Source organism: Kushneria aurantia DSM 21353, assembly GCF_000382245.1.
GTDB lineage: Bacteria > Pseudomonadota > Gammaproteobacteria > Pseudomonadales > Halomonadaceae > Kushneria > Kushneria aurantia.
The window spans coordinates 65005-82008 of the sequence record NZ_KB907874.1 but is presented as its reverse complement, the minus strand read 5'-3'; the positions used below and the strand labels follow the sequence as shown (position 1 = coordinate 82008).

Sequence of the window (17004 nt, the reverse complement as noted above, 5' to 3'; positions counted from 1 at the left end):
CCTTGTGATCTCTGCCAGACGTCAGGCAGAGATCTGCCCATCACCGTGGGCAGGCTCCATTTTGGTCACTTCAACGGGAGCAGCGACCGGACGGCTCAGTACGTCGCGCAGCATGCTGCGGTCCAGCTCACGCTCCCAGGCGGAGACCACTACCGTGGCCACACCATTACCGATGAAGTTGGTCAGCGCACGGCACTCGCTCATGAAGCGGTCGACCCCCAGAATCAGCACCATACCGGCCACCGGAAGGCTGGGGACGACCGCAAGCGTCGCGCCCAGGGTGATAAAGCCGGCACCGGTGACACCGCTGGCACCCTTGGAGGTCAGCATCGCCACCAGCAGCAGAGTAATCTGTTGGGTCAGGGTCAGGTCGGTATTGGTCGCCTGAGCGATGAACAGCACCGCCATGGTCATGTAGATGTTGGTACCGTCAAGGTTGAAGGAGTAACCGGTGGGTACCACCAGACCAACCACCGAGCGCGAGCAGCCGGCACGCTCCAGTTTCTGCATCAGCTGCGGCAGCGCCGACTCCGAGGAGCTGGTACCCAGCACGATCAGCAGCTCCTCCTTGATGTAGCCGATAAAGCGAAAGATGTTGAAGCCCACCCGCCAGGCGACAATTCCCAACACCACGACGACGAAGAAGATAGCGGTAAAGTAGAAGGTGCCCACCAGCTTGAGCATCGGCAGTAGTGCACCCAGACCATATTTACCGATGGTAAAGGCAATGGCACCGAAGGCACCGATCGGTGCAAGGCGGGTAATGAAGCCAATGATTTTGAAAAAGACCTTCGACAGCAGCTCGATGCCATGAATCACCGGCGCGCCCTTGTCGCCCAGCGCCGAAACCGCGGCACCGGTCAGAATCGCCAGCAGCAGCACCTGCAGAATGTTGCCGTCGGAAAAAGCACTGATGAAAGTGTGCGGAATGATCCCCAGCAGGAAATCTACCGTACCGTGACTGGCCGCAGCGGTGGTGTACTGGGAAATGGCGCTGGTATCCAGCGTCGCAACGTCGACATTGAAACCGCTACCCGGACGAAAAAGATGGCCCGACAGCAGACCGATCAGCAACGCAAAGGTGGAGACGACTTCGAAGTAAAGCAGCGCCTTGCCACCTACCCGCCCCATCTGTTTCATGTTCTGCATACCGGCGATACCGCTGACCACGGTGCAGAAGATGATCGGGCCGATCACCATCTTGATCAGGGCGATAAAACCATCGCCCAGCGGCTTCATCTGCTGACCGAGAGCGGGGTAAAAGGCACCCAGAAGACCGCCCAGCACGATGGCGATGATGACCTGGATGTAAAGCACCTTGTAGAAGGGTCTTTGAAGCGTCTGCATGGTGATTCCCCTTGGGAAATCGGCCGCCCGACGGCGGCAGTCACAGAATGTCGGTTATCGGCGGCGGGAGATATTCGCGAGGATAGCCGGCGGTCTTTTTTGACCGGAGGGCGCGAGGGTATGGTCAGCCACTCGACACCGTCCGACACCGCGCGGTGTCAACTTCACCGGCGGGGTCGAGCGCAGTCTGCACCGTCGTTATCCGCGCCCCTATTCGACCAAGGTGGAAAAACGCCATTGTGAAAATATTTAAACCAAACGCGCCGTAACGCGCTTTACTTTATCCTGCCCACGACAATAATCGACCGCGAGGACAGCGCATGAACGCAAGCCAGGATCCGACCCGTGAAGCGCGAGATTTCCTCGCGGCGCATACCGACATCGCCCGGGTGGATGTGCTGATCAGCGACCTCAATGGCGTACTGCGCGGCAAACGCATTCCCCGCGACAGCCTTGAGGCGGCGTTCGCAAACGGCATCAATCTGCCCGCCTCCATCTTCGCCCTCGATATTACCGGTAACACTATCGAGGAGACCGGGCTGGGGCTCGACAGCGGCGACGGCGACCGCGCCTGTATGCCGATTGCCGGTACCCTGGCGGTCGTTCCCTGGCAGCAGCGCGCGCCGACCGCTCAGCTTTTGATGACCATGGTCGAACCCGACGGCCGCGGTTGGCACGCCGACCCACGCCAGGTACTGGCCGGCGTGCTGGCAGGCTTTACCCATCAGGGGCTGACCCCGGTAGTGGCGATCGAGCAGGAGTTCTACCTGCTCGATACCCAGCGCGGTGATCGCGGCCAGCCGCAGCCGCCGCGCTCGCCGCTGACCGGCGAACGGGCACGCTCCAGCCAGCTCTACTCGATCGGTGAACTGGACGAATACGCTGACTTCATCGAAGCCATCCACCACGCCTGCGAAGCACAGGAGCTACCGCTGGACACCGCCCTCAAGGAGTGTGCGCCGGGGCAGTTCGAGATCAATCTGCGTCACCGCCAGGACGCCCTGCGCGCCTGCGACGACGCCGTGATGCTCAAGCGTGCCATCAAGGGTGTCGCTCAGCAGCACGGCTTCGATGCCACCTTCATGGCCAAACCCTGGGGCGATGAGGCGGGTAGTGGCACCCATGTGCACATCAGCCTGCTCGACGGTGATGGTCACAACGTGCTGGCCGCCGCCGACGGCAATCCCATGGGCAGCGAGCGGCTGCGCCACGCCATCGCCGGGGTGCTGGAACTGATGCCGGCGTCGATGGCGGTCTGCGCCCCCAACCTCAACGCCTTTCGCCGCTTCCAGCCGGGACTCTACGTACCGTTGACGCCCTGCTGGGGCTTCGACAACCGCTCGGTCGCAGTGCGCATCCCCTCCGGTCCGGCCGCCGCTACCCGGCTGGAGCACCGTGTGGCCGGCGCCGATGTCAATGTTTATCTGCTCACCGCCGTACTGCTCGCCGCCATGGCGCACGGCCTCGATAACCGCCTTGAGCCCCCTGCGCCGGTCGAGGGCAACGCCTACGATCAGCTCGAGGCGAGCCTGCCCGACTCATGGGGCGTGGCGCTGGAGCTGTGGCTGGAAAACGAGGTGCTGGGGGAGCGGCTGGGGCATGACTTTCAGCGTATCTTTTATGCCAACCGCCAGGCGGAACGGGCGCTGGCCCAGCGCACCGTCAGCGCGCTGGAGTATGAGTGGTATCTGCGTCTGGTGTGAAGAGCAGCTCTACACCCCCAGCCGGTCGCGCAGCGCATAGTACCAGGCCCCCAGCGCCGAGATCGGCACCGAAAAGCGCTGGCCGCCGGGAAAGTGGCGATGCGGAATAGCCGCGAAGGCGTCGAAGCGTTCGCCCTCGCCGCGAACAACCTCGGCGATCAGTCGGCCGGCCAGGTGCGAAGCGGTGACCCCATGGCCGGAGTAGCCCTGGGCGTAGTAGACGTTATGGTTGAGCCGGCCGAACTGCGGCAGACGGTTGAGAGTGGCGAGAAACCGGCCGCTCCAGGCGTAGTCGATGCGCACCTTCTCCAGCTCGGGAAAGGTTGTGAGCATTTTGGGGCGAATGGCGCGCTCGATGCTGGCCGGGTCGCGGCCGCCATAGTTGACGCCACCGCCGTAGATCAGCCGCCGCTCGGCGCAGAGCCGGTAGTAGTCGAGCAGATAGTTGCCATCCTCCACCGCCCGGTCGGTGGGCAGCAGCCGCCGGGCGGTGGCGTCGTCCAGCACCTCGGTAGCGATGATCTGGGTCGCGCAGGGCATTGCGCGCGCCGCCAGCGCCGGCACCACGCGGCCGAGATAGGCGTTGCCGGCGATCACCGCGCGCTCGGCCTCGATGGCCCCGCCTTCGGTGTGCACCACGACCCGCTCGCCCTGCTCGAGCCGTGTCATCGGCGAGTTTTCGAAGATCACCCCGCCGAGCGTCTCCAGCGCTGCCGCCTGGCCCAGCACCAGCTTGAGCGGGTGCAGATGGCCGCCGGAGTGGTCCAGCAGCGCGCCGACGTAGCGGGCGCTGCCGACCTCGCGGCGGTAGTCGCTCTCCCCCAGCAGCGTCAGCTCACGATGGCCAAAACGCTCCCACAGCGTCTTCTGCTCGGCCATGGCGGCAAACTGTTGGCGGTTGCAGGCGGCGAACAGATTGCCTTGCCTGAGGTCGCAGCGAATCGCGTAGCGCTCGAGGCGCTCTCGAATGATGCGATTACCCTCGAAGGCCATCGATCCCAGCGCGCGAGCGCTATCCTCGCCGTAGCGCGCGGCGATGTGATCCATGTCGCGGCTATAGCTGTTGACGATCTGGCCGCCGTTGCGGCCGCTGGCCCCGAAGCCCACTCGCCGGCTCTCCAGCACCGCCACGCGAAAGCCCTGCTCGGCAAGATGCAGCGCCGCCGAAATACCCGTGTAGCCCGCCCCCACCACGCAGATGTCGAACTGCTGATGCCCCTCGAGCGCCGGCCGTGCCGGCGCCTCGCTGACGGTGGCGGCGTAGAGCGTCGCGGGGTAGCCATCGCGGCCGGCAGCGGATGTCTGTTTGTTCATGAGATCTTCGTGCTCAACGGCTGCGCATCTCCTGGTTGATTTGCGACAGCACCTCCAGTTGGGCGCTGTCGAGCGGCGTCTGGTCGGCCACAGCGGTGGCGGCCGCAGTGGCGCCAAGGGTCACGGCGCCCCTGATGGTGAATATCATCGCTTCTCTCCGATCTTGTTGTCGTCATTGAAGGTGGTGTTGGCGCCCTGCCGGGCGATGGCGCACCGCTATACCCGCAGCAGCAAATGCTCGCGCTCCCAGGAGCTGATCACCCGGTACCAGGCCAGGTGCTCGGCGCGCTTGACCGCCAGATAGCTGCGCACGAATCGCTCGCCCAGTATCCCGGCCAGCGGCTGGCACGCCTCCAGCGCATCCAGCGACGGCCCCACATCGTTGGGCAGCACGGAGCCGCCACTCCAGGCACTGCCGGAGAGCGGCGCGCGCGCCGTCAGGCCCTCCACAATGCCCAGATAGCCGCAGGCCAGCGACGCGGCCATGACCAGATAGGGGTTGGCATCCGCCCCCGGCAGGCGGTTCTCGATGCGGGTGCTCTCCGCGCTGCCCACCGGCACACGCAGCCCCACCGTGCGGTTGTCGTAACCCCACTCGATATTGTTGGGCGCCGAACCGGCGTAATGGTTGGGCATCAGCCGCCGCCATGAGTTGATATTGGGCGCGAACAGCGACATCGCAGCCGGCATATAGCGCTGCAGGCCACCGATGTAGTGCATGAACAGCTCCCCCGGGCGGCCGCTGTCGCCATCGGCCAGAGCGCTACCGGCGAACAGGTTGGCGCCGTCGGCGTCGACCAGGCTCTGGTGCAAATGCAGGGCGCTGCCCGGTTCGTTGGCCATCGGCTTGGCCATGAAGGTGGCGTACATGCCGTGGCGCAGCGCGGTCTCGCGCAGGGTGCGCTTGAAGATCACCACCTGGTCGGCCAGCGACAGCGGATCGCCGTGCTGGAAGTTGACCTCCATCTGCCCCGCCCCTTCCTCATGGATCAGGGTATCGATATCAAGCTGCTGCGCCTCACAGTAGTCGTACATCTCCTCGAACAGCGGATCGAACTCGTTGACCGCATCGATCGAGTAGGACTGGCGGCCGCTTTCCTGGCGCCCCGAACGGCCTACCGGCGGCTCAAGCGGGTAGTCCGGGTCGGTATTGGTTCTAACCAGGTAGAACTCTACCTCGGGGGCCACCACCGGCTTCCAGCCGCGCGCCTCAAAAAGCGCCAGCACCCGCTTGAGCACGTGGCGCGGGGAGATCTCCACCGGATCGCCGTTCATGTAGTAGCAGTCGTGAATGATCTGGGCGGTGGCATCCTCCGCCCAGGGCACCAGAAAGACCGCCGCGGGGTCGGCGATCAGCTGCATGTCGAGTTCGGCGGCGTTCCAGAAGCGCAGCGCGTCATCGTCGGGATAGTCGCCGGTCACCGACTGAATGAAAATCGAGTCGGGCAGCCGCGGCCGGCCGCCGTTGAGGTATTTGCCGGCGGGCATGATCTTGCCCTTGAGAATGCCGGTCATGTCGCTGACCAGACACTCCACCTCGGTAATGCCGTGCGCACTGAACCACTCATCGAGCACGACCGGCCCCTGCCTTGCACTCATTGCGATCTCCCTTGTTGCCGCTGTTCCGCCAGCCGCGAGCTTACCTCGACTGCACTTCGTTCCACAGCTGCTGAAAGCGCGACAGCGCCTCACCCGACAGGGTAGGGGTGAAACTCAGCCGCGCCATCTCCTCCTCGGTGGGCTGCGACGGCGGCTCGCGCAGGGCGTCATCGAGCAGCGGCAGGGCCGCCTCGTTGGGGGTCGAATAGAACGTGTAGTTGGACAACTGCGCCCCCACTTCCGGGTCGAGAATGAAGTTGATGAACCTGTGCGCCAGTTCGGGATGGGGCGCACCGGCCGGAATCACCATCGAGTCGACCCACAGCTCCGAGCCCTCCTTCGGGATCACGAACTCGGTGTTGGCAAAGCCCTCGGGGTCATCGGTACTGTACTGCAGATAGTCACCGTTGTAGGTCACGCCAAGGGCGTTGACGCCGCGATTGACCTGCCCCAGCACCGGCGTGGAGTCGCTGAAGCCGGTGAAGTTGTGACGCCTTTTGGTGGCCAGCATCAACTGGGCAGCGCTGACCATCTGCGCCTGCGACGTACAGTCATAGGGGTTGCCCTGGAAGGCGCAGGCGGCACCGAACATCACCTGGCCGTCGCCCAGCATGGCAAAGGGGTGATCCGGGTTGACCGATGCATCGAAGATCAGCGACCAGCTCGGCTCGGCATCGGGAAACACCTCGGTATTGACGATCAGCCCGGTGGTGCCCCACTGGTAAGCCGCCGTATAGCGGCCGCCGGGGTCGAAGGCAGGGTTCTTGAAGCGCGCCATCAGATTGGAAAAATTGGGCAGCTGCGACCTGTCCAGCGGCTGCAGAAGCCCCGCCTCGATCATGCGCGGCACATAGTAGTTGGAGGGCATCACCACATCGTACTGAGAGGCACCGCCGGCCTGCAGACGGGCGAACATCTCGCCCAGCGAGCCGTAGTAGTTCTGCACCACCTCGACATCGTAGCGCTGCTCAAAAGCCTCGATGATGGCCGGATCCATGTAGTCGGTCCAGTTGAACACGTAGAGCCGATCGGCGGCGCTCGCCTGGCCGGACAGCATCAGCGCGGCGGTAGCGGCCGCCAGGGTGAAGCGATGAAAACGCATGGTCATGATGCTCCCTCCGGGGGTAGGCCCCCTGTTGTGATGAAACCCGTGATGAAACCGCTTTCAGGCGCGGCCGCGGTGGCGGCCCAGCGCCAGACTGATGACCGCCACCAGCGCCACGGCGGCAATCATCAGGGTGGCGATGGCATTGATCTCCGGCGACACGCCGCGGCGGATGGCGCCCCAGATATAGATCGGCAGGGTGGCGCTCTCCGGGCCGGCGGTGAAGAAGCTGATCACAAAATCATCCACCGACAGCGTAAAGGAGAGAAAGAAGGCCGACAGCAGCGCCGGCCTTAACGTCGGCAGCAGAAAGTGCAATGCGCGCTGTGCAGGGCTGGCGTAAAGATCCTTCGCCGCGTCGAACAGGGTGGCGTCGAGCCCCACCAGCCGTGAGTAGACCAGCAGCGCCACGAAAGGAATCTGGAAGGTCACATGGGCGATAACCATGGTGGCCAGCCCCGGCGACAGCAGCCCGGTAAGGCGGTTGATGCCCACAAAGAAGGTCATGTCGGCGATGCCGAAGACAATGTCGGGCATCACGATCGGCAGATAGACCAGCGCGATCAAAAGCCCCAGCCGCCGCGCCCGGTGGCGATAGAGACCATAGCCGGTCAGCGCGCCAATGGCGACGGCGATCAGCGATGACACGATCGCCAGCACCAGGGTGTTACCGATGGCGGCGATAATCACCTCGTTGCCGGCCAGCTGGCGGTACCAGCGCAGCGAGAAACCGCCCCAGCGCGCCGAGGAGTTGATGCTGTTGAAGGAGTAGAACATCACCACCAGCAGCGGCGCGTAGAGAAACAGCAGCGTCACCCACCAGAAGATGCCCAGCGCTCTTTTGAATGATCGTCGCGTCATGGCCTCTCTCCCTAAATGACCATGTCATCGCCGCCCAACCGCCGCCCCAGGCGGCGCAGGATCACCAGCCCGACCAGGGTGGCCAGCAGCATTAAAAGCGCCCCCGCCGCACCCAGCGGCCAGTTGGCCGCCTGACCGAACTGCTGCGCCACCAGGTTGCCCAGCATCTGCGAACGCCCGCCGCCCAGCAGCTCGGGAATCACATACATCCCGAAGGCGGGGATCGCCACCAACACCGAACCGGCCAGTAGCCCCGCCAGGGTCTGCGGCAATACGGCAACGAAAAAGGCGCGCAGCGGCCCGGCGTAGAGATCCCGCGCCGCCTCGATGCGGGCGTGATCGAGCTTCTCGAAGGCGGCGTAGAGCGGCAGCACCATGAAGGGCAGGAAGTTGTAGACCAGCCCCAGGGTAACGGCGAAGGAGGAGGGAAAAAGCCCCAGATTGGGGGCCACCAGCCCCACCCTGACCGCCAGTTCGGAGAGCGGCGTGCCCGGCGCCAGCAGATTCATCCAGCCAAAGGCGCGAATCACCTGGTTGGTCCAGGAGGGCACCACCACCGCCAGCAGCATCAGAGGGCGCAACGGCGCGCGGCACAGGGCGATATACCAGGCGATGGGATAGGCCACCAGAATTACCAGCGCCAGCGACAGCAGCGCCTGCCATAGCGAGCGCAGCAGGGTGTAGAGATTACCCGGACTCCAGCCCAGAAAACCGAAGCCGGCCAGGTTGCGAAAGGCATCCAGCGTCAGCGGCAGCTGCGGCTGACCGTAGCCGCCGTTGGTCATGAAGGCCACCGACATCAGATAGAGACTCGGCAACACCAGAAAGACAAAAATCCATAGCGCGCCGGGCAGCACGCTCAGCAGCAGGTGGCGGGTTTCACGGTGGCGTCGGCGCCGCCAGACGGGGTCGGCACTGCTCATGAGGTGCTCCCCTCATCACCCAGCGCTACCACATCCTCGGGGTAGATCTCGGCGCGCACCCGATCCCCTACGCGGAACAGCCGCTCGCCGCAGTTGGAGATCTCGGCGATCAGCGTCGCCCCCGTGCCGCCCTCCTCCAGCGCCAGTCGATACTCGACGTTGTTGCCACGATAGAAGCGCTCCTCCACCCGGCAGAACAGCCGATTGAGCGGCTTGCCGGGCTCGACGCCCTCACTCTCCGGCGCGCTCAGCTCGATGGTTTCCGGGCGAATCAGCACGTGGGCGCCGTGGCAGGGTCGCTCGCCGGTCAGCTCACCGATCGGCGTGGTGATACGCCGCTCGTGACGCGCGGAGACTGCAAAAATATTGTCGTGGCCCATGAAACGCGCCACGAACAGATTGACCGGGCGTTCGTAAACCTGCTGGGGGGTACCGATCTGCTGAATCACACCGTCGTTGAGTACCGCAATGCGGTCCGACATCACCATCGCCTCCTCCTGATCGTGAGTCACGAACACGAAGGTCATGCCGAGGCGCTGCTGAGTACGCAGAAGTTCCACCTGCAGCTTGCGGCGCAGCCCGGCGTCGAGCGCCGACAGCGGCTCGTCGAGCAGCAGTACATCGGGCTCGCAGACCAGCGCACGGGCCAGCGCGATGCGCTGACGCTGGCCGCCGGAGAGTTGGTCAACGCGGCGCTCGACCAGTTCGCCGAGCTGAATGAAGTCGGCGATCCTTTTTACCCGCGTGTCGCGCTCGGCGCCGGCCACGCCGCGCATCTTCAGGCCAAAGGCGATGTTGTCGCGCACCGAAAGATGAGGAAAGAGCGCATAGGATTGAAACACGGTATTGACGCTGCGCTTGTGCGGCGGCGTCTCGGTCACCGCCACGCCGCCAATGGTGAGGCTACCGGCGCTGGGCTCGTCGAGCCCGGCCAGAATGCGCAGCAGCGTGGTCTTGCCGCATCCCGAGGGGCCCAGCAGGGTAAAGAACTCACCGGCACCGATCTGCAGGTCGACGCTTTCCAGCGCTACTACCCCGCCAGGATACTCCTTGCGGATGCCCTTCAACCCGATCGAGGAGGCGCGGCGCGCGGTGTCGCCCTGCTGCCTGGCGGCAGCAACGTCAGTGGCCGTATCGGGCATCAAAGCGGACTATTCTTTTAACATTATCCATAAAAATCATGATCCATTTAATTTCCTGCTCATATACTTTTAATTTCCTGCTCATATACTTTGACGCAAAGATAAAAATTCAAAACTTTGTTAATCAAGGTTAGCAACTAGAATTTTCAAAAACATTCGCAGATACGCTAACAAAACACCTATTAATCAGCCATCATATTTCTAATTCTAGCATCCCAGTTTTTCGCTCGTTCCAAGACCCATCTTAGAGAAGTATCTGTCTTTTTCAAGCCATATGCACTTTCAAAAAAAACAAGCTCGCAATACGGGCGGTCTGAATTTTTTAGAACTAAATTGATGGATATCTTGGAAATTCTTATCTCACTTTCATATTTGTTCTTTTTTCCTGCAACGGCTCCCACTATAGCGCCAACACCACCTGTCAAAATACCACCTACAGCTGCTCCGGCCAAACTACCACCTGCGCCTGAAGAGGATTTAGACAAAATCAAATCATCAACATAAAATTCTGATGCAAGCAGGTCACTACCGCTTAAAAATATGTAAGAAAAATTTGAGGAATTTTTCTTACCCAAAACAACGAGAATCTTTTCGTAATTTTTATCAATAAAAAAATTACATCTATCCATTTCATAGCTATCGGCGCACTCAAAATTGCGACTCACTAACTCTTGCCTTAGCTTGCCCCTATTGGAATTGACATCACCAGATGATATGAATTCCACTCCTTTTTTAAGAGTTCGAAGTCCCAAGAAAAAGGATAAAATTAAAGCAAAAACACTCACGCAAGCTGCATAAAAAAGTGAGCCATTCCATGCATAGCTCATGCTTTGGAAAAAGCCACCAACGCTAACAACCCTTACCAAAAAGAAGAAAAAAACAAAAACCATCATTGAAATTAAAAAGGCCGCACACCCTAACGAAATAGACGCAAAAAGCGCTGCTGCTATATCGCTAATATTTGCTTTCCTATTGTTCTCATCATCCTCGCCCGAAATATTACTATTATTTTTCAACAATTCATCTTCTGACCTTAAAAGATCAACCAAGTTCATTATACCTCCTATTAAACTAACAATATTATTAATTATGCTTTATCTTAGTGTAAAATAATGCTACTATAAAACATATCTCGCTACTTAAAGGCCAGCAATCCTAAAGCGGTATTAATTTTGACTATATCAGATCGCGCAGCCGATACCAACTGGTCGCCAGCACCAGCAGCGGCATACGCAGACGGCGTCCGCCGGGGAAATCGAGATGCTTCACCGCCGCGAACAGATCGAAACGCTCGTTCTGACCGGCGACCGCCTCGGCCATCAGCTGGCCCGCCAGCCCCGCCAGCGCCATGCCGTGGCCGGAGTAGCCGTGGGCAAAATGAATGTTGTCCGCCAGGCGGCCGAAATGCGGCGCGCGGTTGCGGGTGATCGCCACCCGGCCGCCCCAGCGATAGTCGATATTGACCCCTTGCAGCACCGGGAACAGCTCGGCCATCTTGCGCCGCATGATCGCGTCCAGGCCGCGCGGCTCGCGCCCGCTGTAGCTCACCTGGCCGCCGTAGAGAAGACGTCGCTGCCGGCCCTCGCCGCTGTTTGATGCTTGCCGGGCAAGACGATAGTAGTCCAGCACAAAATTGGCGTCCGATACCGCATCGCCCTGTGGCAGGGTGCGCGCGACCTGCTCGTCGCGCAGTGGCTCGGTGGCGATCACATAGTTGACCACCGGCATGATGCGCCTCGAAAGCGGCGGCAACAGCTCCCCCAGATAGGCGTTGCCGGCCACCAGCAGCTGGTCGCAGTCGATATGGCCCGCAGCGGTCGCAAGGCGCACCACCCGGCCCGGCGTCACCTGCGTGACCGCGCTGCGCTCGAAAAGCCGTGCCCCGGCGCACTGGGCGGCGCGCGCCAGGCCGAGAGTGTAGTTGAGCGGGTGCAGATGGCCCGCCTCGGCCTCATAAAGCCCGCCACGATAGGCATCGGTGACCACATGGCGCTGCAGCGCCGCGCCCTCGACCCACTCGAGTCCCTCATAGCCGTAGCGGCTCGCCATCTCGTCGCGCCAAACCTTCATCGCCCGCTCATGGCGCGGTTTGATCGCGGCGTGCAGATAACCCCGCGAGAAGTCGCAGTCGATAGCGTGGCGCTCGATCAGCGCCGCGCTGAGCGCCACCGCCTCACGGCTCATCTCCCAGATCGTGCGTGCCGCCTCATGGCCCAGCGCCCGCTCGATCACGCCGATGTCGGTCCCCAGGCCGGGCAGAATCTGCCCGCCGCTGCGCCCGGAAGCACCGGCGCCGATCTCGCCGGCTTCCAGCAGTGCGACCCGATAACCGCGCTCGGCGAGATGCAGCGCGGCGCTACACCCGGTCACCCCGCCGCCGATGATGGCCACATCAAAGCGCTGCGCACCCGCCAGGGGCGTAGTGTCATCGAGACTCAGCGTGCGGGAATGGGCGTACCAGGCGTCGTTGTGCATGAGCGATGATCACCTTCAGCGAATAGATGGCAGCGCGTGGCAAAGCATAGGGCAAAGACGTCAGGGTTGTAACCGACCGCCAACAGGTTATTTGCCTTTGAAACAGCAAGGCTCGACAAGCGGATAAACTTGAAACTGCCGCCATGCCAGCGTCACCGTCGCGGGGAGACATGCCAGCCATGTATCGCAAGAAAATACTACAGCTGCCGGGCGATAATCTGCCGGTCATGCAGCGGAAATTCGGCCAGCGGTTCTTTCTCAAAGACCTGCTGGAGCGACAGAGCGCTGCGCACAGAAATATATCCTTTTATCGAAGGGAAGCGCTGCGTGTCGGCACAGCGCTTGCTGCAAAGCCTGGATACCATGAGGCAGCACGGTAGCCCTGACTGATCGCCGCCCGCTACGCCCGAGCACCACACACCCCACAGCGCGGGTCGCGCCTCAGGCCAAAGTGTCGCCACTGGCCACTCAGGCCGTCGAAGGTGGTCAGCCCTCGCTGCGGCGTGCCGCAGCCGCTCAGCAGCTTGAGCGCTTCCAGCGCCTGCCAGCTGCCGATCACACCGACCAGCGGCGCGATGACGCCGCTCTCGGCGCAGGTCAGTTGCTCCTCATCGGCGCTTTCCCCGTAGAGGCAGGCGTAGCAGGGCGCCTCGGGGTCGCGCAGGTCGAATACCGCCAGTTGGCCGGAGAAGCGGATCGCCGCGCCGGAGACCAGCGGCGTGGCGCTCGCCACGCAGGCGCGGTTGATGGCGTCGCGGGACGCGAAGCGGTCGGTGCAGTCGAGCACCACGTCGGCCTTCGCCACGGCGTCATGCAGCGCCCTTTCGGCGAGGCGCTCGGTGATCACGCGGGTCTGACAGGCGCTATTGACGGCGGCGATGCTACGCGCCGCCGAATCGGCCTTGAAGGTGTCGATATCGGCCTCGCCGTGGGCGATCTGGCGCTGCAGATTGGAGAGATCGACGCGATCGTCGTCGGCCAGCGTCAGTTCGCCCACTCCGGCGGCCGCCAGGTAGAGCGCCGCCGGCGACCCCAGCCCGCCGAGGCCGATAATCAGCGCCCGGCTGTCGCGCAGCCGCTGCTGACCCGCGTAGTCGAGCTCGTTGAGCATGATCTGGCGGCTGTAGCGCAGCAGTTCGTCGTCGTTCATGGTGCCTCTGTCGAAAGTGATCGCGCCATGCGCCCCGCTGTGACCCGCTCGCGACCGCCCAGATCAAGGGTCGTGGCGGTCTCGTCGTAGCCGGCAGCGACCAGCGCCGTGCGCACCGCCTCTCCCTGCCGGTGGCCGTGCTCCAGCAAAAGCCAGCCCCCCGGCGCCAGAAAAGAGCCTGCCCGCTCGATGATGGTGAGCAGGTCGGCCATACCGCCATCCGCCGCGACCAGCGCCGAGCGCGGCTCGAAGCGCAGGTCGCCGCGACCGAGATGCTCATCGGCGGCGTCGATGTAGGGCGGGTTGCTGACGATCAACTCAAACCCTGAGGCGGGGTCGACAGCGGTGAAGAAATCGCCCACCTCGAAACAGGCGTTGGGCAGCGCCAGCGCCGCGGCGTTGTGCTGCGCCAGCGCCACGGCCTCGGCCACGCAGTCGATACCCAGCAGTTGCCAGCCGGGACGGTGAGCGGCCAGCGCCAGCGCAATGGCGCCGCTGCCGCTGCCCAGATCGAGCGCCCGGCCGCTGTTGCCGGTCATGCGCGCCAGCGCCTGCTCGACGAGAGTTTCGGTATCGGCGCGAGGAATCAGGGTGTGCGGCGAGACCGCCAGCTCAAGGCCGAAAAACTCGCGCCGCCCCAGCAGCCAGGCGATCGGCTCGCCCTTTTCGCGGCGCGCGACAAGCGCCTCGAAGCGCCCCCGGGGCGCCTCTTCCAGCGCACGGTCTCCCCGCGCGTAGAGCCAGCTGCGGCTCACCCCCAACACCTGCATCAGCAGCAGCTCGGCATCGAGCCGCGGGGTGGCGGTTTCGGCCTCCGAAGCGACACCGAGCCGGGCAGCGGCGGCGACCAGCGCCGCATCGATGCTGTCGGCTGTCATGTCAGGCGTTTTCGCCGGTCATCGCCGCCAGCTGATCGGCCTGATACTCATGGGTCAGCGGTTCGATCACGTCGTCGAGGCCGCCGGTGATCACTTCATTGAGCTTGTAGAGGGTCAGGTTGATGCGGTGATCGGTCACCCGCCCCTGGGGGAAGTTGTAGGTGCGAATGCGCTCGCTGCGATCCCCCGAGCCCACCAGCGAGCGGCGCATCTCGGACTGCTGCTGCTGACGTTCACTGACCGCGCTCTGCTTGAGCCGCGCAGCCAGCAGCGACATGGCGCGAGCGCGATTCTTGTGCTGACTGCGCTCGTCCTGGCACTCCACCACCGTGCCGGTGGGCAGGTGGGTGACGCGAATGGCAGAGTCGGTAGTGTTGACGTGCTGGCCGCCGGCGCCGCTGGCGCGGAAGGTGTCGACACGCAGATCGTTCGGGTTGAGTTCGATCTCCTCCACCTCGTCGGCCTCGGCCATTACCGCCACGGTGCAGGCCGAGGTGTGGATACGTCCCTGCGACTCGGTCGCCGGCACCCGCTGTACGCGGTGCACGCCGGACTCGAACTTGAGCCGGGCGTAAATCTCCTCGCCGCTGACGCGAGCGATAATCTCCTTGAAACCGCCCTGCTCGCCGTGACTGACGCTCAGCGTCTCCAGCCGCCAGCCGCGTCCTTCGGCGTAGCGCGAATACATGCGAAACAGATCGCCGGCGAACAGCGCCGCCTCGTCGCCGCCGGTGCCGGCGCGAATTTCGAGATAGACGTTGCGTCGGTCGTCGGGATCCTTCGGAATCAACAGCTGCATCAACGGCGCTTGCATGGCGGCAAGGCGCTCATCGATATCGGCGACTTCGTCGCGGGCCATATCGCGCATTTCGGCGTCGGCATCGTGGAGCATCTGCTCGGCGCCGGCGCGGTCACCCTCCAGCTCACGGTAGCGCGACCACTGGCCGACCAGTTCGTCGAGATCGGCATACTCCTGCGAGTAGCTGCGAAAACGCTTCTGATCGTTGATCACCTCGGGATCGGCCAGCAGGTGCGACAGCTCTTCAAAGCGCTCGACGAAGCCGTCGAGACGCTCGCGCAGCGACGCCTTCATAAAGGCTCTCTGTTCAGCGGGTCGTGCTGTGAACTGTCCGTGACACTGTCACGCTGCGATGGGGAATGATCGATCAAGAGCTCCTCCGCTGCCTGAATCAGATCCGCCCGCTCGGCGCCGGAAGCCTCACGAATGCGCGAGGTGGTGCCGTGCAGCAGACGATTGGTCAACTGCTGGGTCAACTTGTGGATCACCTTGTGCGGATCCTGACCCCGTGCCAGTGCCGACAGCGCCTCGCTCTCGGCCTCGGCGCGCAACCGCTCGGCCTGATGGCGGTGGCGGCGAATCAGGTCACCGGCACCGCGCACCCGCCGCTCATGCTGCCAGGCGGTGACGTTGGCGACGATCATCTCCTCGGCGTGCGAGGCCGCGCTTTCCCGCGAGCGGCGATTTTCGCTGATCACCTCGTTGAGATCGTCGATGGTATAGAGAAAGACGTCGTTGAGCGTGCCGACCTGAGGCTCGATATCCCGCGGTACGGCGATATCGACCATGAACAGCGGACGGTGTTTGCGGGTGCGCAGCGCCGACTCGACAACGCCCTTGCCGAGAATGGGACGCTCGCTGCCGGTGGACGAGATGACGATATCGGCGCATACCAGCGCGCTCTCCAGCTCGTCGAGATCGATCGCGACACCGCCGGTGTCGTCGGCCAGCGCCTGCGCCCGCTCGCGAGTGCGGTTGGCGACGATAATGCCCTGGATCCCCACCTCGCGCAGATGGCGCGCCACCAGCTCGATGGTTTCGCCGGCGCCGATCAAAAGCGCCCGGGAGTGGCGGATATCGTCAAAGATGCGGCCGGCCAGGTTGACCGCGGCGTAGGCGACAGATACCGGGTTCTCGCCGATGCCGGTCTCGGTGCGTACCTGCTTGGCCACCGCGAAGCTGTGCTGAAACAGGCGCTCCAGCTCGCTGCCCAGGCTATCGCAGGCACGCCCCTGCTGATAGGCGCTCTTGAGCTGGCCGAGAATCTGCGGCTCGCCCAGCACCAGTGAGTCGAGCCCGCAGGCGACACGCATCAGATGGCGCGCCGCCTCGCCGTCACGATACCAGTAGGCGCCGTGTGACAGCGCTTCGACCGGCAGGCGGTGAAAATCACCCAGCCACTCGAGCAGGCGGCGATGATCGGCACCCTCGAGACGACAGTAGATCTCGGTGCGATTGCAGGTGGAGAGAATCACCGCCTCCTCGACCTCATCGAGGGCGCAAAGGCTCTCCAGCGCCAGTTCGAGCTGGCTGGTGGAAAAGGCAACCTGCTCGCGCACTTCAAGCGTCGCGCTTTTATGATTGATGCCCAGGGTCAAAAGCATCGTGTTACCGTTTCTGGAGTGGTCGTCCGGGTATGCACCCGTAACGTGACCGGCCGCGAAGTCAGGTGGCCGATCGTGTCAGGTCCTTGCACGAGAGCAGAGGG

At 63.1% G+C, this 17004-nt stretch carries 16 protein-coding genes; 2 read left to right on the top strand and 14 right to left on the bottom strand.

The window, feature by feature from the left end; translation table 11 throughout:
- Positions 1-21 precede the first annotated feature (21 nt).
- Positions 22-1347, bottom strand: coding sequence for a dicarboxylate/amino acid:cation symporter (locus H146_RS0110695; protein ID WP_019951867.1), 1326 nt, complete (start codon positions 1345-1347; stop codon positions 22-24).
- Positions 1348-1667: 320 nt separating this feature from the next.
- Here H146_RS0110695 and H146_RS0110690 point away from each other — a divergent pair, with 320 nt between their 5' ends.
- Positions 1668-3050 carry a glutamine synthetase family protein gene (locus tag H146_RS0110690; protein WP_019951866.1) on the top strand — a complete coding sequence of 461 codons (1383 nt, stop codon included), beginning with the start codon at positions 1668-1670 and terminating at the stop codon, positions 3048-3050.
- A gap of 9 nt (positions 3051-3059) precedes the next feature.
- Here the strand turns inward: H146_RS0110690 and H146_RS0110685 are convergent, their stop codons facing one another.
- The 9 genes from H146_RS0110685 to H146_RS0110650 form a co-directional block, all read right to left on the bottom strand.
- Positions 3060-4364: an NAD(P)/FAD-dependent oxidoreductase gene (locus tag H146_RS0110685; protein WP_019951865.1), complete on the bottom strand. Its 1305-nt coding sequence runs from the start codon at positions 4362-4364 to the stop codon at positions 3060-3062.
- Positions 4365-4377: 13 nt separating this feature from the next.
- Positions 4378-4512: a hypothetical protein gene (locus tag H146_RS22320; RefSeq protein ID WP_019951864.1), complete on the bottom strand. Its 135-nt coding sequence runs from the start codon at positions 4510-4512 to the stop codon at positions 4378-4380.
- Positions 4513-4580: 68 nt separating this feature from the next.
- Positions 4581-5963 (bottom strand): glutamine synthetase family protein, encoded by a 1383-nt coding sequence (locus tag H146_RS0110675; RefSeq protein ID WP_019951863.1) that lies wholly within the window; start codon positions 5961-5963, stop codon positions 4581-4583.
- Positions 5964-6003: 40 nt separating this feature from the next.
- On the bottom strand, positions 6004-7071 hold the full coding sequence (locus tag H146_RS0110670; protein ID WP_019951862.1) for an ABC transporter substrate-binding protein: 1068 nt from the start codon (positions 7069-7071) through the stop codon (positions 6004-6006).
- 57 nt (positions 7072-7128) lie between these two features.
- Entirely contained in the window at positions 7129-7929 is an 801-nt protein-coding gene (locus tag H146_RS0110665; protein WP_019951861.1) for an ABC transporter permease, read from the bottom strand.
- 11 nt (positions 7930-7940) lie between these two features.
- The gene (locus H146_RS0110660) at positions 7941-8852 is read right to left on the bottom strand and encodes an ABC transporter permease (RefSeq protein WP_019951860.1); all 912 of its coding nucleotides are present in this window, start codon (positions 8850-8852) and stop codon (positions 7941-7943) included.
- Positions 8849-9994 (bottom strand): ABC transporter ATP-binding protein, encoded by a 1146-nt coding sequence (locus H146_RS19100; protein ID WP_019951859.1) that lies wholly within the window; start codon positions 9992-9994, stop codon positions 8849-8851. Before H146_RS19100 ends, H146_RS0110660 begins: the two co-directional genes overlap by 4 nt.
- 182 nt (positions 9995-10176) lie before the next feature.
- On the bottom strand, positions 10177-11049 hold the full coding sequence (locus H146_RS21380) for a hypothetical protein (protein ID WP_156826782.1): 873 nt from the start codon (positions 11047-11049) through the stop codon (positions 10177-10179).
- Between the two features lie 121 nt (positions 11050-11170).
- Positions 11171-12469: an NAD(P)/FAD-dependent oxidoreductase gene (locus tag H146_RS0110650; RefSeq protein ID WP_019951858.1), complete on the bottom strand. Its 1299-nt coding sequence runs from the start codon at positions 12467-12469 to the stop codon at positions 11171-11173.
- 179 nt (positions 12470-12648) lie between these two features.
- Here H146_RS0110650 and H146_RS21375 point away from each other — a divergent pair, with 179 nt between their 5' ends.
- Positions 12649-12849 (top strand): hypothetical protein, encoded by a 201-nt coding sequence (locus tag H146_RS21375; protein ID WP_156826781.1) that lies wholly within the window; start codon positions 12649-12651, stop codon positions 12847-12849.
- A gap of 20 nt (positions 12850-12869) precedes the next feature.
- Here H146_RS21375 and H146_RS0110640 read toward each other — a convergent pair whose 3' ends face one another.
- From H146_RS0110640 to hemA, 4 genes are read right to left on the bottom strand one after another with little or no spacing between them, the layout of a single operon-like run.
- Positions 12870-13619 carry a HesA/MoeB/ThiF family protein gene (locus H146_RS0110640; RefSeq protein ID WP_019951856.1) on the bottom strand — a complete coding sequence of 250 codons (750 nt, stop codon included), beginning with the start codon at positions 13617-13619 and terminating at the stop codon, positions 12870-12872.
- Positions 13616-14497: a peptide chain release factor N(5)-glutamine methyltransferase gene (gene prmC, locus H146_RS0110635; protein WP_019951855.1), complete on the bottom strand. Its 882-nt coding sequence runs from the start codon at positions 14495-14497 to the stop codon at positions 13616-13618. Before prmC ends, H146_RS0110640 begins: the two co-directional genes overlap by 4 nt.
- A gap of 1 nt (position 14498) precedes the next feature.
- Positions 14499-15590 (bottom strand): peptide chain release factor 1, encoded by a 1092-nt coding sequence (prfA, locus tag H146_RS0110630; RefSeq protein WP_019951854.1) that lies wholly within the window; start codon positions 15588-15590, stop codon positions 14499-14501.
- Positions 15587-16900 (bottom strand): glutamyl-tRNA reductase, encoded by a 1314-nt coding sequence (gene hemA, locus H146_RS0110625; RefSeq protein ID WP_019951853.1) that lies wholly within the window; start codon positions 16898-16900, stop codon positions 15587-15589. Before hemA ends, prfA begins: the two co-directional genes overlap by 4 nt.
- Positions 16901-17004: the final 104 nt, after the last annotated feature.

Coding starts and splice junctions, on each gene's coding strand:
- H146_RS0110650 (WP_019951858.1), bottom strand. CDS start 12,469: ATGCACAACGACGCCTGGTACGCCCATTCCCGCACGCTGAGTCTCGAT.
- H146_RS0110675 (WP_019951863.1), bottom strand. CDS start 5,963: ATGAGTGCAAGGCAGGGGCCGGTCGTGCTCGATGAGTGGTTCAGTGCG.
- H146_RS0110665 (WP_019951861.1), bottom strand. CDS start 7,929: ATGACGCGACGATCATTCAAAAGAGCGCTGGGCATCTTCTGGTGGGTG.
- hemA (WP_019951853.1), bottom strand. CDS start 16,900: ATGCTTTTGACCCTGGGCATCAATCATAAAAGCGCGACGCTTGAAGTG.
- H146_RS0110695 (WP_019951867.1), bottom strand. CDS start 1,347: ATGCAGACGCTTCAAAGACCCTTCTACAAGGTGCTTTACATCCAGGTC.
- H146_RS0110685 (WP_019951865.1), bottom strand. CDS start 4,364: ATGAACAAACAGACATCCGCTGCCGGCCGCGATGGCTACCCCGCGACG.
- H146_RS22320 (WP_019951864.1), bottom strand. CDS start 4,512: ATGATATTCACCATCAGGGGCGCCGTGACCCTTGGCGCCACTGCGGCC.
- H146_RS0110660 (WP_019951860.1), bottom strand. CDS start 8,852: ATGAGCAGTGCCGACCCCGTCTGGCGGCGCCGACGCCACCGTGAAACC.
- H146_RS19100 (WP_019951859.1), bottom strand. CDS start 9,994: ATGCCCGATACGGCCACTGACGTTGCTGCCGCCAGGCAGCAGGGCGAC.
- H146_RS0110640 (WP_019951856.1), bottom strand. CDS start 13,619: ATGAACGACGACGAACTGCTGCGCTACAGCCGCCAGATCATGCTCAAC.
- H146_RS21380 (WP_156826782.1), bottom strand. CDS start 11,049: ATGAACTTGGTTGATCTTTTAAGGTCAGAAGATGAATTGTTGAAAAAT.
- H146_RS21375 (WP_156826781.1), top strand. CDS start 12,649: ATGTATCGCAAGAAAATACTACAGCTGCCGGGCGATAATCTGCCGGTC.
- prmC (WP_019951855.1), bottom strand. CDS start 14,497: ATGACAGCCGACAGCATCGATGCGGCGCTGGTCGCCGCCGCTGCCCGG.
- prfA (WP_019951854.1), bottom strand. CDS start 15,590: ATGAAGGCGTCGCTGCGCGAGCGTCTCGACGGCTTCGTCGAGCGCTTT.
- H146_RS0110670 (WP_019951862.1), bottom strand. CDS start 7,071: ATGACCATGCGTTTTCATCGCTTCACCCTGGCGGCCGCTACCGCCGCG.
- H146_RS0110690 (WP_019951866.1), top strand. CDS start 1,668: ATGAACGCAAGCCAGGATCCGACCCGTGAAGCGCGAGATTTCCTCGCG.